The following is a 16,024-nucleotide window of genomic DNA, read 5'->3' as shown; positions in this document are numbered from 1 at the left end:
GCACCGTCAGCCGGCTCGGGCGCCGATCACCACCTGCAGCTGCTGCTCAGAAGGTCCCCGCAGCACCGTCATCGGGACGGTCTGCCCCGGCGTGGTGCCGCGCAGGATCCGCACGAAGGCCTGGGCAGTGGGGGTGTCCTTGCCGTCGAAGCTGATGATGACGTCGCCGGGCTGCAAGCCTGCGTTGGCGGCCGGGCTGTCCTGCACCACCTCCACCACGACCACGCCGCTGTCGCGGTTGAGCTCCAGCCGCTGTGCCTCGGCCGCGGTCAGCGTCTGGATCTGCAGGCCGACGTAGGGGTTCTTGGCGGTGCCGGAGGCCAGCAGCTGGTCGGCCACGCTCACCACCGTCGCCGCCGGCGTGGCGAAGCCCAGCGCCACCGCCCCGGTGGTCGGCGGGAGGTAGGCCTCGGCCAGCCCGATCACCTCGGCCCCGGCGTTGACCAGCGGTCCTCCGGAGTTGCCCGGAGAGATCGGGGCGTCGGTCTGGATGAGGTCAGACAGCGCGGTGCCGATGTTGCTGGAGGTGGGGATCTCCCGGTGCAGCCCAGAGATGATCCCGGAGGTCACCGTGTCCTGCAGGCCCAGCGGGCTGCCGATCACCACCGTGGGTGCGCCCACCACCGGCAGCTCGGTGTTGAAGGTCGCGGCCGGCAGGTCCTGCCGGCTGGCCTGCAGCACCGCGATGTCGCTGCCCGCGTCGCTGGCCCGCACCGTGGCGGGCCCGCGCTGGCCGTCGGAGTAGGCGATGACCACCTGCGCCGCCCCGGAGACCACGTGCGCGGCAGTGAGGATGATGCCGTCGCTCCGGTAGACCACGCCGCTGCCCAGGTCGTTGTTGTTGATGATCGTGACCACCGACGGCTCGACCTTGTCGACGATCGCGGGCACGTCGGCGACGGCGGAGGCGGAGGAGACGGTGGGGCTGGGGGTGGAGGACGACGTGCAGCCGGCCAGCACGACCCCGAGGACCACGGTTGCGCTGCACGCGCCCAGCCGGAGCTGTCGGCGTCGGCTGGTGACGGCTGCAGCTGGCCCGCCGCCGGGCTCGGTAGAGAGGGGCACGAGAACAGGGCGCATGACAACACACCTTCCGGGGGAGAGGTCCAGAGCTGCTAGCGACAACCCCCTTCGGCTCGTGCGCGAGCCCGGCGACGACCCGGCGCGGGTCTAGCCGGCCGTCTCGCCGGGCGGGTAGTCGTCGTCGGTGTCCGGCAGCTCGCGGCGCTGGTCGAGGGCGTCGGCGGGATCAGCCTCCAGCGACTCGGGCAGCTGCTCGGGCAGCTCGTCGGTGGTGTCGCCGTCCTCCGGCAGCTCGTCGAGCGCGCGCTCCTGCTCGAGGCGGTCGGCCTCCGGGGTCTCCAGCGGTGGCCTGCGGTCGTCTGCCATGTGCACCTGCTTCCCTCTCTCGTCGTGCTCACCAGGGTGCGCCGTTGCGCAACCCACGAGGGTAGGCGCGGCGGCGACGGGGCGGCGCCGGCCGGGGCACTCACTCCACGACCTCGGCTGCCTGGTTCGGCACCGCTGGGCTGCGCAGCGCCGGGACTGCTGCGACCTCGGCACCGCGCAGCACCTGCAGGGCCCGGGTGGCCAGGTGCAGGTTGAGGCGGGTGTCCACGTCGTGCAGGTCGCCCCCGGTGAGCTCGCGGATGCGGGCGAGGCGGTAGCGCAGCGTGCTGCGGTGGATGAGCAGCGCCCGGGCGGTCGCGTCGTAGCCACCGCCGCGCTCGAGGTACTGGGTGAGCGTGGCCACCATGGTGCTGCCGTGGAGCTCGTCGTAGTCCAGCAACGGGCCCAGGTTCTCCCGGACGAAGGCGCGCACCTCCTCCGGCCCGCCGCCGGAGTCCAGCAGCCGGTACACCCCCAGCTCGTCGAAGCGCACCACCCCGGCGGCGTGGTGGGTGTGGCGCCGGACCTCCTGCGCCCGGAGCGCGTCGGCGAAGGACTGCGGCAGCCCGGCAGGTCCGGCACACACCGACCCCACCCCCAGCACCCCGGTGGCCGGGGCCAGCTCCTCGGCGACGCCGCGGTACAACGCGTCGGGGTCGGTGCTCGCCTGGGTCACCAGCACCACGGTCTGTCCGCGCTGGGTCAGCAGCGACGGCACCTGCCGGGTGCCGACGCAGTGCCGGACCGCCTCGGCCACCGTGTGCACCGCCGTCCGGGGGTCCCAGCTGAGGGTGACCACGCGGTGCGGCTGGCGCAGGTCGTGGCCCAACAGGTCGGCCCGGGCTACGGCGCTGGCCTCGTCGGTGCCCGCCACCAGGTCCTCGGCGAGGTGGCGCCGCAGCCGGAGCTCGGTCTCGGCGAGGTCGCGCTGGTGGGCCATCTCCACCCCGAGCGCCGCAGCGGTCTGGGTCAGTGCCAGCTCGTCGAGCTCACCCACCCGGTGGTCGGGATCCCACAGGTACAGCAGCCCCAGCACGTCCTGGCGGGGACGGATCACCTGCAGCACCCGGTTGGCCTCGCGCAGCGGGCCGCAGCTGGCGGCGGCCCGGCGCAGCAGGTCCTCGCGGTTGCGGCCCCCGGTGCGGCGGTAGCGCCCGGCGCGCTCGGGTCCCTGCCAGGCGCGCAGGTTGCCGAAGGTGTCCTCCAGGCCGCTTGCCAGCCCGGTGAGCTGGTGCAGCGCGGTCAGCAGGGCCGCGTCAGCCGAGCCCGCCGCCGCGGCGACGGCCACGGTGCGCTGCACGTGCTGCTGCCCCTGCAGGCGCGCCACCTCCGTGGCCAGCTCACCGATGGTGCTGGTGCGGTCCTTGATCACCTCGCGCAACCGGGCGAGCTGGCGCAGCTGGCGACTGCGCTGCTGCTCGCGGGCGGCCAGCTGCGCGTGCGCCACCGCGGTGGCCGCCTCGTGGGCCAGCACGCCCAGGGCGAACAGCGCGTCGGGGTCGGGAGCAGCGGGTGCGCCCACCACCAGGCAGCCCACCACGTCGTGGCCGGCGCGCAGGCCCAGCAGGTGGTGCCACCGGTCGTCGTCGCGCGCCACGTCGCGGTCGGCGCCCAGCGAGCTGGCCGCCGTGCCCGGGCGCAGGGCCCCGGCGGACTGCGGTGGGCTGGGCCGCAGCAGCCCGGCCTCGGCGCGGTAGCTGGCCTCCACCGTGAACGGGCCCAGGCAGGGCACCACGTGCGCGGCCAGCTGCAGCACCTCGGCCGGCTCGTGGCCGTCGAACAGGTGCGCGGTCGCGCTGAACACCTGGCGCCAGTCCCACGCCCGCTCGACCGGACCAGCGGCGGGCAGCACGCACCCTCCGACGGTGTCGTCCAGCTCACGTGCCACCACACCGAGCGTACCCACGACGGCGCCGTCGCCCCGCCGACCTGACCTGCTGGGACGGGTCGCCGGCGGGCAGTTCACCCCGTCGGGTCGAGGCGGGGCCTCCGACGGGCGGTGACGCTGGAGCGCAGGGGTCGTGGCCGCGTCCGGCCGCCCGGACAGGCCGTCCGGTTGCCGACCCGAGACAGCTCGTCCCGACCTGAGCGGAGCACACCCTGATGGCAAGACCAGTCGGCATCGACCTCGGCACCACCAACTCGGTCATCGCGGCGTGGGAGGGCGGTGAGCCCATCGTCATCGCCAACGCCGAGGGCGCGCGCACCACCCCGTCGGTGGTCGCCTTCACCGACAGCGGCGAGCGCCTCGTCGGCCAGATGGCCCGCCGCCAGGCCATCCTCAACCCCAAGGGCACCATCTACTCGGCCAAGCGGTTCATCGGCCGCCGCTACGACGAGATCTCCGACGAGGCCAAGGCCGTCGGCTTCGACGTGGTGCCCGGCGACAACGGCGAGGCGCGGTTCGAGATCCGGGGCAAGAAGTACGCGCCGGAGGAGATCAGCGCCCTGGTGCTGCGCAAGCTCGCCGAGGACGCGGGCAAGTTCCTCGGGGAGAAGGTCAACGAGGTGGTGATCACCGTCCCCGCCTACTTCAACGACGCGCAGCGCCAAGCCACCAAGGACGCCGGCCGCATCGCCGGCCTGAACGTGCTGCGCATCGTCAACGAGCCCACCGCCGCGGCGATGGCCTACGGGCTGGACAAGCGGGAGAACGAGACCATCCTGGTCTTCGACCTCGGCGGCGGCACCTTCGACGTCAGCCTGCTCGACGTGGGCGACGGCGTGGTGGAGGTGCGCTCCACCGCGGGCGACACCCACCTCGGCGGCGACGACTTCGACCGCCGGCTGGTGGACTACCTGGCCGACCAGTTCCAGAAGGAGAACGGGGTCGACCTGCGCAAGGACCCGCAGGCGCTGCAGCGGCTGTTCGAGGCCGCGGAGAAGGCCAAGGTGGAGCTGAGCTCGGTGACCCAGACGCAGGTGAGCCTGCCGTTCATCACCGCCAACGCCGACGGCCCCATGCACCTGAACACCACCATCATGCGGTCCACCTTCGACCAGGTGACCGCCGACCTGGTGGAGCGCTGCCTGGGCCCGGTGCAGCAGGCGATGTCCGACGCGCAGGTCACCGACGACGACATCGACGAGGTGATCCTGGTCGGCGGCTCCACCCGCATCCCGGCCGTGCAGAACCTGGTGCGGCGCCTGACCGGCGGCAAGGAACCCAACATGAGCGTGAACCCCGACGAGGTGGTGGCCATGGGAGCTGCCGTGCAGGCCGGGGTGCTCAAGGGCGAGGTCTCCGACGTGCTGCTGCTGGACGTCACGCCGCTGTCCATGGGCGTGGAGACCGCCGGCGGCGTGATGACCAAGATCATCGACCGCAACACCACCATCCCCGCCCGCCGCTCGGAGACCTTCTCCACCGCCGCCGACAACCAGCCCGCGGTGGACATCGTGGTGCTGCAGGGGGAGCGGGAGATGGCCGCCGACAACCGGGTGCTGGGCCGGTTCCAGCTGGAGAACATCCGCCCCGCCCCCCGGGGCGAGCCGCAGATCGACGTCACCTTCGACATCGACGCCAACGGCATCCTCAACGTGAGCGCCAAGGACAAGGACACCGGCGGGGAGCAGCGCATCACCATCAGCGAGGGCTCGAACCTGGACAAGAGCGAGATCGACCGGATGGTGCAGGAGGCCGACGCGCACCGCTCGGAGGACCGGCAGCGCCGCCAGGAGGTGGACGCCCGCAACGAGCTGGACGCGATGGCCTACCGGGTGGAGCGGTTGCTGTCCGGGCTCGGTGACGCCGCACCCAGCCACGAGAAGGCCCGCGCCGACATGCTGGTGGGCGACGCCCGTGAGGCGATCAAGAACCAGGCCGGCGTGGAGCGGGTGCGCTCGCTGACCTCGGAGCTGCAGCAGGTGGCAGCCGGGCTGGCGGCCATCCCCAGCCGCGGCGGCGCGAGCGCGGGGCCCGGGGCCGCCGGCCCGGCGGGTACCTCGGGCCCGGGGCCCGGCGGACCCGGTGACGACGTGGTCGACGCCGAGTTCGACAAGGGCTGAGGCGGCACCCGGTGACGTCACCGAGTCCGCGTCGCACCGGCCGGGCGGCGTCGGCCGCCGAGCCGGCCGCGCAGCCCGCCGACGCCGCGGTGGGCGGGGAGAGCACGAGCACGCCCGACCCCACCGAGTCCGTCGCGGCGACGGAGGGCACCGAGGAAGAGCTGGTCACCGGCGCCGCGGAGCCGGGGGACGCTGCCGGGGCGCTGGCGGAGATGGAGGACCGCTGGCGGCGGGCGCTGGCCGACCTGGACAACCTGCGCAAGCGCCACGCGCGGGAGGCCGGTCGGGAGCGCCAGGACGAGCGCAACCGGGTGGCCGCCCAGTGGCTGCCGGTGGTGGACAACCTCGAGCTGGCCCTGGAGCACGCCGACGCCGACAACCCGGTGGTGCAGGGGCTCAAGGCCATCCACCAGCAGGCGGTGCAGGTGCTGGCGCACCTGGGCTACGTCCGCCACGACGAGGTCGGCGTCCCGTTCGACCCCCGCCACCACGACGTGGTGTCGGTGGTGGAGGACCCGAGCGCGGCGCCGAGCACGGTGGTGCACGTGACGTCGCCCGGCTACGGCGAGGACACCCACCAGCTGCGCCCGGCGGCGGTGGTGGTCAGCCGTGCCCCGGCGGATCCCGGAACCGCGGAGTGAGGGCGCATGGCCACTGACTTCTACCAGGTGCTCGGGGTGGACCGGAGCGCCTCCACCAAGGAGATTCAGCAGGCCTACCGCAGGCTCGCGCGCCAGTACCACCCCGACCTCAACTCCAGCCCGGAGGCCGAGGAGCGGTTCAAGGAGATCAGCGAGGCCCACGAGGTGCTCACCGACCCCAAGCAGCGGGCGCGCTACGACCGCTTCGGACCGGACTTCCGCAAGATCCCGGAGGGGATGGAGGACGCCGCGGAGCGGGCCAGGGCCGGGGCAGGTGCACGAGGACGCTCCGGCGGGTGGACCACCGCCGGGGGACCCGCGGGCGGCACCCGGGTGCACTTCGGCGGCGACTTCGGCGGGGCCGAGGGCTTCGACTTCGAGGACCTGCTGGGGGGCATCTTCGGCGGCGCCCGGGGCGGGGGTGGCTTCGCGGTGCCCGGCGCCGACCAGGAGGCGGAGCTGGAGCTGACCGTGCTGGAGGCCTACCGCGGCGGCAAGCGACACCTGAGCCTCACCGGCAACGGCACCCGGGAGTACGACGTCACCATCCCGCCCGGGGTCGTCGAGGGCCAGCGCATCCGGCTGGCCGGGCAGGGCGGGCAGGGCACCGGCGACGCCCCGGCCGGTGACCTGTACCTGGTGGTGCGGCTGCGCCCGGACCCGCGCTACCGGGTCAACGGCCGCGACATCACCGTCACGGTGCCGCTGAGCCCGGCCGAGGCGGCGCTGGGCGCCACCGTGCCGGTGGAGACCCCGGGCGGGGAGCTGAAGGTCCGCATCACGCCGGGCTCCTCCAGCGGGCGCCGCTTCCGGCTCAAGGGCCAGGGCATGCCCAACGCCCGCGGTGCCCCCGGCGACCTCTACGCCGAGGTGCAGATCCGGGTGCCGGCCATCCTCACCGACCACGAGCGCGAGCTGTACGAGCAGCTGGCAACCGAGTCCACCTTCGACCCCCGGGCCCGCACCTGAGGCCCGCGCACCACCGTCCCCACCCCGAGTCCACCGGCAGCAGGAGCACCGCATGAGCACCACCTACCCGCTGGCCCGTCCCGTGCGGCTGAGCCTGGACAGCGTCGCCCGGGAGAGCGGGCTGCACCCGGAGCTGCTGGTGCGCTTCGTGGAGCTGAGCCTGCTCGACGCCACCCGGGACGCCCAGGGGCGGCTGTGGTTCGCCCCGGGCACCCCGGTGCGGGTGGCGCGCATCCGGCGGCTGCGGTCCGGGCTGGCCCTGAACTACGCGGCGATCGGACTGGTCATCGACCTGCTCGACCGGATCGACGCGCTCGAGCACGACGTGAGACGAGGAAGAGCGACGCCATGGACATGAACGCATTGACCCAGAAGTCGCAGGAGGCGCTGCAGAAGGCGCAGGCCGAGGCGCTGCGCAGGGGCCACAACGAGACCGACCCCCTGGACCTGCTGGTCGCGCTGATCGACGACCCGGAGTCGCTGGTGCCGCGCCTGCTCACCCGGATGGAGGTGGACCTGGGCGGGCTGCGCCGCGGCGCCGAGGCCGAGCAGCAGCGCAAGCCGCGGGTGAGCGGGCCCGGGGTCACCCCCGGGCAGGTCTACGTCAGCCGCGAGCTCAACGGAGTGCTGGAGGGCGCCCAGCGCGAGGCCGGCCGGCTCAAGGACGACTACGTCTCCGTCGAGCACCTGCTGCTGGCCATCGTGGAGACCGGCTCCAGCACCGCCGCCGGCCGCCTGCTGGCCAGCTTCGGCGTCACCCGGGAGCGCTTCCTCGCCGCGCTCACCGACGTCCGGGGCAACCAGCGGGTCACCTCGGCGACGCCGGAGGGCACCTACGAGGCGCTGGAGAAGTACGGCCGCGACCTGGTGGAGGACGCCCGCCGCGGCACGCTGGACCCGGTGATCGGCCGGGACAGCGAGATCCGCCGGGTGATCCAGATCCTCTCCCGCAAGTCCAAGAACAACCCGGTGCTCATCGGCGAGCCCGGCGTGGGCAAGACGGCCATCGTGGAGGGACTGGCCCAGCGCATCGTCCGCTCCGACGTGCCCGAGGGGCTGCGGGACAAGACGGTGTTCGCCCTGGACATGGGTGCGCTGGTGGCCGGGGCCAAGTACCGGGGTGAGTTCGAGGAACGGCTCAAGGCGGTGCTGGGGGAGGTCAAGGCCGCCGAGGGCCGCATCCTGCTGTTCATCGACGAGCTGCACACCGTGGTGGGCGCCGGCGCGGCGGAGGGCGCCATGGACGCCGGCAACATGCTCAAGCCGATGCTGGCCCGCGGCGAGCTGCACCTGATCGGGGCGACCACCCTGGACGAGTACCGCAAGCACGTGGAGCCCGACGCCGCGCTGGAGCGGCGCTTCCAGCCGGTGGTGGTGTCCGAGCCGGACGTGGAGGACACCATCTCCATCCTGCGCGGCCTGCGTGAGCGCCTGGAGGTCTTCCACGGGGTGAAGATCCAGGACGGCGCCCTGGTGGCGGCGGCGACGCTGTCCAACCGGTACATCACCGACCGCTTCCTCCCGGACAAGGCCATCGACCTGGTGGACGAGGCGTGCGCCCGGCTGCGCACCGAGATCGACTCCATGCCCGCCGAGCTGGACGAGCTCACCCGGCGGGTGACCCGGCTGGAGATCGAGGAGGCGGCGCTGGAGAAGGAGACCGACCCGGCCAGCATGACTCGGCTGGAGGACCTGCGCCGCGAGCTGACCGACCTGCGTGCGGAGGCCGACGCCAAGCGGGCCCAGTGGGAGTCCGAGCGGCGCTCCATCCGCCGCGTGCAGGACCTGCGCGGGCAGCTGGAGCGGCTGCGCCACGAGGCGGAGGAGGCCGAGCGCCGCTACGACCTCAACCGGGCCGCGGAGATCCGCTACGGCGAGCTGACCGACCTGGAGCGCCGGCTGGGCGCGGAGGAGTCGCAGCTGGCCAACCGGCAGGACGGGCACCGGCTGCTGCGCGAGGTGGTCACCGCCGACGAGATCGCCGAGATCGTGGCGTCCTGGACGGGCATCCCGGTGACCCGGCTGCAGGAGGGGGAGCGGCAGAAGATCCTGCGCCTGGACGAGACCCTGCGCGAGCGGGTGGTGGGCCAGGACGAGGCCGTGGAGGCGGTGTCCGACGCGATCATCCGGGCCCGCTCGGGCATCCGGGACCCCCGCAAGCCGATCGGGTCGTTCATCTTCCTGGGCCCCACCGGGGTGGGCAAGACCGAGCTGGCCAAGTCGCTGGCGGTGGCGCTGTTCGACTCCGAGGACGCGATGGTGCGCCTGGACATGAGCGAGTACCAGGAGCGGCACACCGTGAGCCGGCTGCTGGGCGCGCCGCCCGGCTACGTCGGCTACGACGAGGGCGGCCAGCTGACCGAGGCGGTGCGCCGCAAGCCGTACTCCGTGATCCTCTTCGACGAGATCGAGAAGGCGCACGTGGACGTGTTCAACACGCTGCTGCAGGTGCTCGACGACGGCCGGATCACCGACGCGCAGGGACGGACGGTGAACTTCCGCAACACCGTCATCATCATGACCTCCAACATCGGCTCGCAGCACCTGCTGGAGGGCATCACCGCCGAGGGGGAGATCCAGCCGCAGGCCCGCGAGGCGGTGATGGCCGACCTGCGGCTGCACTTCCGCCCGGAGTTCCTCAACCGGGTGGACGACGTGGTGCTCTTCGCCCCGCTCGGGCTGCCGCAGATCATGCAGATCGTGGACCTGCAGTTCGCCGAGCTGCGCGACCGCCTCGCCGAGCAGCGCATCCGGATCACCCTCACCGACGCCGCCCGCAAGCTGATCGCGGAGCGGGGCTTCGACCCGGTGTACGGGGCGCGGCCGCTGCGCCGCTACATCTCCCACGACGTGGAGACCGCGGTGGGGAGGGCGCTGCTGCGCGGCGACGTCGCGGAGGGCGCCACGGTGACGGTGGACGCGGTGGACGGGGCGCTGAAGGTCGACTACAGCGGGGCCGAGGAGCTGGCCGGCACCGCCGCGTGAGGGGTTAGGTGCGTCTGCAAGTACGCCCATCCTGGCGGATGGGCGTACTTGCAGACGCACCCAGAGCAGTCAGCGCAGCCGGGACAGCACCCGCTCCTGCAGCAGCCCGTTGGTGGCCACCGCGCTGCCCCCGTGCGGGCCCGGCGTGCCGTCCAGCGCGGTGAACGCCCCGCCGGCCTCGCGCACCAGGACGTCCAGCGCCGCGAGGTCCCACAGCGACACCTCGGGCTCGGCGACGGCGTCCACCGCGCCCTCGGCGAGCAGGCAGTAGGAGAAGAAGTCGCCGTAGCCGCGCAGCCGCCACACGTCGTCGGACAGCGCGATGAACTGCTCCCGCAGGCCCGCGTCGCGCCACCCGCTGAGGCTGGAGAACGCCAGGCTGGCCGAGGCGAGGTCGTCCACCCGCGAGACGCTGAGGCGCCGCCGCGGCGAGCCGTACACCCGCAGCCACGCGCCGTCGCCGGTGCTGGCCCACCAGCGCCGGCCCAGGGCGGGCGCGCTCACCACGCCCACCGTGGGGACGCCGTCCTCCAGCAGCGACACCAGGGTGGCCCACACCGGCACGCCGCGGACGAAGTTCTTGGTGCCGTCCACCGGGTCCAGCACCCACTGGCGGCCGCTGAAGGTCACCTCGCCGCCGTACTCCTCGCCGAGCACCGCGTCGTCGGGGCGCTGGGCGGCCAGCACCTCCCTGGCGGCGCGCTCCACGGCCAGGTCGGCGTCGGACACCGGCGTGAGGTCGGGCTTGTCGTCCACCTGCAGGTCCAGGGCCAGGAAGCGAGCCAGCGTGATGGCGTCGGCGGCGTCGGCGATCTGGTGGGCCAGGGCGAGGTCGTCGGTGGCCAGGATGTCGGAGGTCTCGCTGGCCGCGTCGTCGTGGGTGGACTCGCTAGCCGTGGGGTCGGCGGAGTGCTCCGGGTTTGTCACGGCAAGTACGGTACCGGCCTGCTCGTACCGTCGTCCCGCTGGCCGGTGGCTGCAGTTTCGTCCGATATGGACGGTCGTGAGTGGACGTCCTCGGGTGCACGGTGGCACGGTGGAAGGATGGCTACGCGCATCCAGCTGAACTCCACCGCTGCGGCGCTGCTCGGACTCCTCCGCGAGGGGCCGGCCACCGGCGGTCAGCTGATGGCGCTGGCCGAAGAGCGTTACAGCGGGTACTTCGGTCTCACTCGTAGTCAGGTGTACCGGGAGCTGCCCGCCCTCACCGAGGCCGGCCTGCTGCGCCTGGGCAAGCTCGGTGCGCGCTCCAGCCAGCAGTACGTCATCACCGCCGCCGGCCGCCGAGCCTTCAAGGCGTGGCTGGGCCAGGGTGATGCGGTCGCCGCGGTGGGCGACACCGTGCGCAGCCCGCTCATCCTGCGGCTGGCCAACGCCGGCGACATGAGCGAGCGCCACCGCAACGAGCTGCTGGAGACCGCCCAGCAGGCGGTGGCCGACCGGTTGGCCGAGGCCAAGGCCACCTACCGGGCCGTGCCGGACCCCTACGACAAGGCGGTCGCGGAGTTCACGGTCAACCACTACAAGGCGCTGGCCAAGCTGGTCGACCGCATCATGACGATCTAGACGCCGGGGGCGGCCTCCTGCGCCTAGGCGGTTGGTCGGTTGATCAGGGCGGTAGCCTGGTGAATCGTGCATCCCGACGTCATTGCTGACCTGGCCGAGCTCGAGACCACCCTGGGCACCGTCGAGGCGGTGCTGGACGTGGAGGAGCTGCGTCGCCGGGTGGACGAGCTCGAGCAGCAGGCTGCCTCCCCGGATCTGTGGAACGACCAGGAGCACGCCCAGCAGGTGACCAGCCAGCTTTCCCACGTCCAGGCCGACCTGCGCCGGGTCAACGGCCTGCGTCAGCGCCTGGAGGACCTGCCGCTGCTCTACGAGCTGGCCGAGGGCGAGGAGGGGGACGCAGCCGCCGAGGCCACCGCCGACGCCGACGCCGAGCGGGCCGCCCTGCGCGAGGACATCGCCGCCATGGAGGTCCGCACGCTGCTCTCCGGTCCCTACGACGAGCGCGACGCCCTGGTCACCATCCGCTCCGGCGCCGGGGGAGTGGACGCCGCCGACTGGGCCGAGATGCTCATGCGGATGTACCTGCGCTGGGCGGAGCGGCACGGCTACGGCACCGAGGTCTACGACACCTCCTACGCCGAGGAGGCGGGCATCAAGAGCGCCACCTTCGCGGTGAAGGCGCCCTACGCCTACGGCACGCTCTCGGTGGAGCAAGGCACCCACCGCCTGGTACGGATCAGCCCGTTCGACAACCAGGCGCGGCGGCAGACCTCCTTCGCCGACGTGGAGGTGCTGCCGGTGGTGGAGACCACCGACCACATCGAGATCCCCGAGGGCGACCTGCGGGTGGACGTCTACCGCTCGTCCGGCCCCGGTGGGCAGAGCGTCAACACCACCGACTCCGCCGTCCGGCTGACCCACATCCCCACCGGCATCGTGGTCACCTGCCAGAACGAGAAGAGCCAGCTGCAGAACAAGGTCGCCGCCATGAAGGTGCTGCAGGCCAAGCTGCTGGAGGTCAAGCGCAAGGAGGAGCGCGCCGAGATGGACGCGCTCAAGGGCGACGGCGGCAGCTCGTGGGGCAACCAGATGCGCTCCTACGTGCTGCACCCGTACCAGATGGTGAAGGACCTGCGCACCGAGCACGAGGTGGGCGACCCCACCAAGGTGCTCGACGGCGACATCGACGGCTTCCTGGAGGCCGGGATCCGCTGGCGCATGCGGGAGCCCCAGGCCTGAGGACCGTCGGCGCGTCCCTGAAAGCGTGTGAGCACGGCTTTCGTGACGCGCCCGGGTCGGGAAGGGATCGGACAATCCGACTGGGTCGGTAGACTTCCCGCCTGTGATCCGGGTCGAGCACGTGTCCAAGTCCTACAAGTCCTCCACCAGGCCTGCGCTGGACGGCGTGAGCATGGAGGTCGAGAAGGGCGAGTTCGTCTTCGTCATCGGCGCCTCCGGCTCGGGCAAGTCCACGTTCATGCGGATGCTGCTCCGCGAGGAGGCCCCCACCTCCGGTGACATCCACGTGGCCAACTTCCACGTGAACAAGCTCGCCGCCCGCCGGGTGCCCAAGCTGCGCCAGCGCATCGGCTGCGTGTTCCAGGACTTCCGGCTGCTGCAGCAGAAGAACGTCGCCGACAACGTGGCCTTCGCGCTGGAGGTGATCGGCAAGCCCCGCAGCACCATCAAGAAGGTGGTGCCCGAGGTGCTCGACCTGGTCGGGCTGGCCGGCAAGGCCGACCGCCTGCCCTCGGAGCTCTCCGGTGGCGAGCAGCAGCGGGTGGCCATCGCCCGGGCCTTCGTCAACCGGCCGCTGCTGCTGCTGGCCGACGAGCCCACCGGCAACCTCGACCCCGACACCAGCCAGGACATCATGCTGCTGCTGGAGCGGATCAACCGCACCGGCACCACCGTGCTGATGGCCACGCACGACAACCACATCGTGGATTCCATGCGCCGCCGCGTGGTGGAGCTGTCGCTGGGCAAGGTCGTGCGGGACGAGGCGCGCGGCGTGTACGGAGTTGGCCGCTGACCCTGCGCTCAGCGCCGCCCCGCTAGCCCCTGCACCCTGTTCCCACGTCCCGGAGGACCGCGACCCGATGCGCGTCAGCTTTGTACTCAGCGAGGTCTTCACCGGCCTGCGCCGCAACATCACCATGACGATCGCCATGATCATCACCACGGCGATCTCCCTCGGGCTCCTCGGCGCCGGGCTGCTGGTCGTGCAGATGACCAACAAGACCGAGCAGATCTACTTCGACCGGGTCGAGGTGGCGGTCTTCCTCACCAACGACATCTCCACCAGCGACGCCGAGTGCAGCGGACCGATCTGCGCCACCCTGCGCGAGGACCTGCAGAACTTCCCCGGCGTGCAGTCGGTGGAGTACGAGAGCCGGACCGCCGCCTACGAGCGCTTCAAGAAGGTCTTCGCCCAGCAGCCCGAGCTGGTGCAGCTGGCCCGCCCGGAGGCGCTGCCGGCGTCGTTCCGGGTGAAGCTGAGCGACCCCAAGCGCTTCGCGGTGATCAACGAGACCTTCGGCACCCAGCCGGGGGTGGACCGGGTGGTCGACCAGGCGCAGCTGGTGGAGCGGCTGTTCTCCGTGCTCGGCGGGGTGCGCAACGCCGCCTTCGCCATCGCGGTGGTGCAGGCCCTGGCCGCGCTGCTGCTGATCTCCAACATGATCCAGATCGCGGCGTTCACCCGACGCACCGAGGTGAGCATCATGCGGCTGGTGGGCGCCACCCGCTGGTACACCCAGCTGCCGTTCCTGCTGGAGGCGGTGGTGGCCGGGCTCATCGGCTCGGCGCTGGCGGTGATCGGGCTGTTCACGGCCAAGTCGGTGTTCCTGGACGGGGTGCTGGAGGACCTGTACTCGTCCAACATCATCGGCCAGATCACCACCAGCGACGTGCTCTACGTGGCACCGCTGCTGGGCATCGTCGGCATCGGGCTGTCCTCGCTCACCGCCTACATCACGCTGCGCCTGTACGTCCGCCAGTAGCGCGCGCCGGGCGCCCCGGTTACCGGCTGGCGCCGGTGGATAGGGTGGACGCATGAGGGAAAAGGGCCGCAAGGCCATCGCGACCAACCGGAAGGCGCGCCACAACTACAGCATCGTGGACGTCTTCGAGGCCGGCGTCGTGCTGGTCGGCACCGAGGTGAAGAGCCTGCGCGACGGCAAGGCGTCGCTGGTGGACGCCTTCGCCACGGTGGACAACGGCGAGATCTGGCTGCGCGGTCTGCACATCCCCGAGTACACCCAGGGCAGCTGGACCAACCACGCCCCGCGCCGCAGCCGCAAGCTGCTGCTGCACAAGTCCGAGATCGAGCGGCTGATCGGCAAGACCCGGGAGGGCAGCCTCACGCTGGTGCCGCTGTCGATGTACTTCCAGAACGGCTACGTCAAGGTGGAGCTGGCCCTGGCCAAGGGCAAGCAGGCCCACGACAAGCGCCAGGACCTGGCCAAGCGGGACATGGAGCGCGAGGTCACCCGGGAGCTGGGGCGTCGCGTCAAGGGGATGCGCTGAGCACCCCGGTGGGCACCGCTGCCGCAGCGTTCACGCGGCCGGTGCTCGACGGCCCCGCGGACGACGCCGAGGTGGCCGCCTGGACCCGGGCGCTGGGCCTGGACGGGTTGGTCGACCTACACGTGCACTTCCTGCCCGAGCGGGTGATGGCCAAGGTCTGGGACTACTTCGACCACGCCAGCGAGAACTACGGCACCCCGTGGCCGGTGCACTACCGCCTGCCCGAGCCCGAGCGGCTGGCGGTGCTGGGCCGCCTGGGTCTGCGGGCCTTCGCGCCACTGGTGTACCCGCACAAGCCCGGCATGGCGGCGTGGCTCAACGACTGGGCCGCCGACTTCGCCGCGCGGGTGCCCACCGCGGTGCCCACCGCCACGCTGTTCCCCGAGCCGGGCGTCACCGACTACCTGCGCACCGCGCTGCGCCAGGGTGCGCGGGTGGTCAAGGTGCACGTGCAGGTCGGCGGCTTCGACCCGCGCGACCCGTTGCTGGACCAGTCCTGGGGGTTGCTCGCCGAGCTGGGCGTGCCGGTGGTGATCCACTGCGGGCACGGCCCGATCCCCGGCGAGCACACCGGCCTGGACGTGTTCGGCGAGGTGCTGCGCCGGCACCCGCAGCTGACTGCAGTGCTGGCTCACGCCGGGATGCCCGAGTTCACCGAGGCGCTGGAGCTGGTGGCGGCCTACCCGCGGGTGCACCTGGACACCACCATGGTGGGCACGCCGTTCAGCCAGCAGATGACGCCGCTGCCCGCCGACTGGGCGGCCCGGCTGGCCGAGCACCCCGACCGGGTGGCGCTGGGCACCGACTTCCCCAACATCCCCTACGACTACGCCACCCAGCTGCGGGCCATCGCCGGCTGGGCCGCCGCGGACGACCGGCTGGGGGAGGGTTTCCTGCGGGCGGTCCTGCACGACACCCCGTCCCGGCTGCTGGGGCTGGCTGCCTGACCTGGGCCGACGCGCCTTCTCCCGCCCAGGAATGACGCGGCCGGGTCG

15 protein-coding genes are annotated in these 16,024 nt (G+C 72.4%); 11 read left to right on the top strand and 4 right to left on the bottom strand.

Annotation, left to right across the window (positions count from 1 at the left end):
- Positions 1 to 6 precede the first annotated feature (6 nt).
- The 3 genes from ELX43_RS11730 to ELX43_RS17645 form a co-directional block, all read right to left on the bottom strand.
- A complete protein-coding gene (locus ELX43_RS11730; protein WP_241248922.1) occupies positions 7 to 975 on the bottom strand; it encodes a trypsin-like peptidase domain-containing protein in 969 nt (322 codons plus the stop codon).
- Positions 976 to 1,170: 195 nt separating this feature from the next.
- Positions 1,171 to 1,389, bottom strand: coding sequence for a hypothetical protein (locus tag ELX43_RS11725; RefSeq protein WP_127783583.1), 219 nt, complete (start codon positions 1,387 to 1,389; stop codon positions 1,171 to 1,173).
- Positions 1,390 to 1,489: 100 nt separating this feature from the next.
- Entirely contained in the window at positions 1,490 to 3,277 is a 1,788-nt protein-coding gene (locus ELX43_RS17645) for a helix-turn-helix domain-containing protein (RefSeq protein WP_164860645.1), read from the bottom strand.
- A 215-nt stretch (positions 3,278 to 3,492) separates the two neighbouring features.
- Here ELX43_RS17645 and dnaK point away from each other — a divergent pair, with 215 nt between their 5' ends.
- From dnaK to clpB, 5 genes are all read left to right on the top strand, one after another.
- Positions 3,493 to 5,397 carry a molecular chaperone DnaK gene (dnaK, locus tag ELX43_RS11715; RefSeq protein WP_127783581.1) on the top strand — a complete coding sequence of 635 codons (1,905 nt, stop codon included), beginning with the start codon at positions 3,493 to 3,495 and terminating at the stop codon, positions 5,395 to 5,397.
- 161 nt (positions 5,398 to 5,558) lie between these two features.
- A complete protein-coding gene (locus ELX43_RS11710) occupies positions 5,559 to 6,038 on the top strand; it encodes a nucleotide exchange factor GrpE (RefSeq protein WP_241249908.1) in 480 nt (159 codons plus the stop codon).
- Between the two features lie 6 nt (positions 6,039 to 6,044).
- On the top strand, positions 6,045 to 7,007 hold the full coding sequence (locus ELX43_RS11705) for a J domain-containing protein (RefSeq protein WP_127783579.1): 963 nt from the start codon (positions 6,045 to 6,047) through the stop codon (positions 7,005 to 7,007).
- 52 nt (positions 7,008 to 7,059) lie between these two features.
- On the top strand, positions 7,060 to 7,365 hold the full coding sequence (locus tag ELX43_RS11700; protein WP_127783578.1) for a chaperone modulator CbpM: 306 nt from the start codon (positions 7,060 to 7,062) through the stop codon (positions 7,363 to 7,365).
- Positions 7,356 to 9,992, top strand: a complete 2,637-nt coding sequence (gene clpB, locus ELX43_RS11695) for an ATP-dependent chaperone ClpB (RefSeq protein WP_127783577.1) — start codon at positions 7,356 to 7,358, stop codon at positions 9,990 to 9,992. Before ELX43_RS11700 ends, clpB begins: the two co-directional genes overlap by 10 nt.
- A 69-nt stretch (positions 9,993 to 10,061) precedes the next feature.
- Here the strand turns inward: clpB and hisN are convergent, their stop codons facing one another.
- Positions 10,062 to 10,838 (bottom strand): histidinol-phosphatase, encoded by a 777-nt coding sequence (hisN, locus tag ELX43_RS11690; RefSeq protein ID WP_127784857.1) that lies wholly within the window; start codon positions 10,836 to 10,838, stop codon positions 10,062 to 10,064.
- 198 nt (positions 10,839 to 11,036) lie between these two features.
- On the opposite strand from hisN, the gene ELX43_RS11685 reads away from it, so the two are divergent.
- From ELX43_RS11685 to ELX43_RS11660, 6 genes are all read left to right on the top strand, one after another.
- Positions 11,037 to 11,558, top strand: coding sequence for a helix-turn-helix transcriptional regulator (locus ELX43_RS11685; RefSeq protein ID WP_127783576.1), 522 nt, complete (start codon positions 11,037 to 11,039; stop codon positions 11,556 to 11,558).
- Positions 11,559 to 11,624: 66 nt separating this feature from the next.
- Positions 11,625 to 12,740, top strand: coding sequence for a peptide chain release factor 2 (prfB, locus tag ELX43_RS11680; protein ID WP_127783575.1), 1,116 nt, complete (start codon positions 11,625 to 11,627; stop codon positions 12,738 to 12,740).
- Between the two features lie 103 nt (positions 12,741 to 12,843).
- Positions 12,844 to 13,533 (top strand): cell division ATP-binding protein FtsE, encoded by a 690-nt coding sequence (gene ftsE / locus ELX43_RS11675; protein ID WP_127783574.1) that lies wholly within the window; start codon positions 12,844 to 12,846, stop codon positions 13,531 to 13,533.
- Between the two features lie 67 nt (positions 13,534 to 13,600).
- Positions 13,601 to 14,503, top strand: a complete 903-nt coding sequence (ftsX, locus tag ELX43_RS11670; RefSeq protein WP_127783573.1) for a permease-like cell division protein FtsX — start codon at positions 13,601 to 13,603, stop codon at positions 14,501 to 14,503.
- A gap of 52 nt (positions 14,504 to 14,555) precedes the next feature.
- Positions 14,556 to 15,029 carry an SsrA-binding protein SmpB gene (gene smpB / locus ELX43_RS11665; RefSeq protein ID WP_127783572.1) on the top strand — a complete coding sequence of 158 codons (474 nt, stop codon included), beginning with the start codon at positions 14,556 to 14,558 and terminating at the stop codon, positions 15,027 to 15,029.
- A gap of 8 nt (positions 15,030 to 15,037) precedes the next feature.
- Positions 15,038 to 15,976: an amidohydrolase family protein gene (locus ELX43_RS11660; RefSeq protein ID WP_241248921.1), complete on the top strand. Its 939-nt coding sequence runs from the start codon at positions 15,038 to 15,040 to the stop codon at positions 15,974 to 15,976.
- Positions 15,977 to 16,024 lie beyond the last annotated feature (48 nt).

The sequence above is a fragment of the Rhodococcus sp. X156 genome, assembly GCF_004006015.1.
In the GTDB taxonomy this organism is placed as follows: domain Bacteria; phylum Actinomycetota; class Actinomycetes; order Mycobacteriales; family Mycobacteriaceae; genus X156.
The sequence above is the reverse complement of the archived record's forward strand: the minus strand, read 5'-3'. Positions and strand labels throughout refer to the sequence as shown.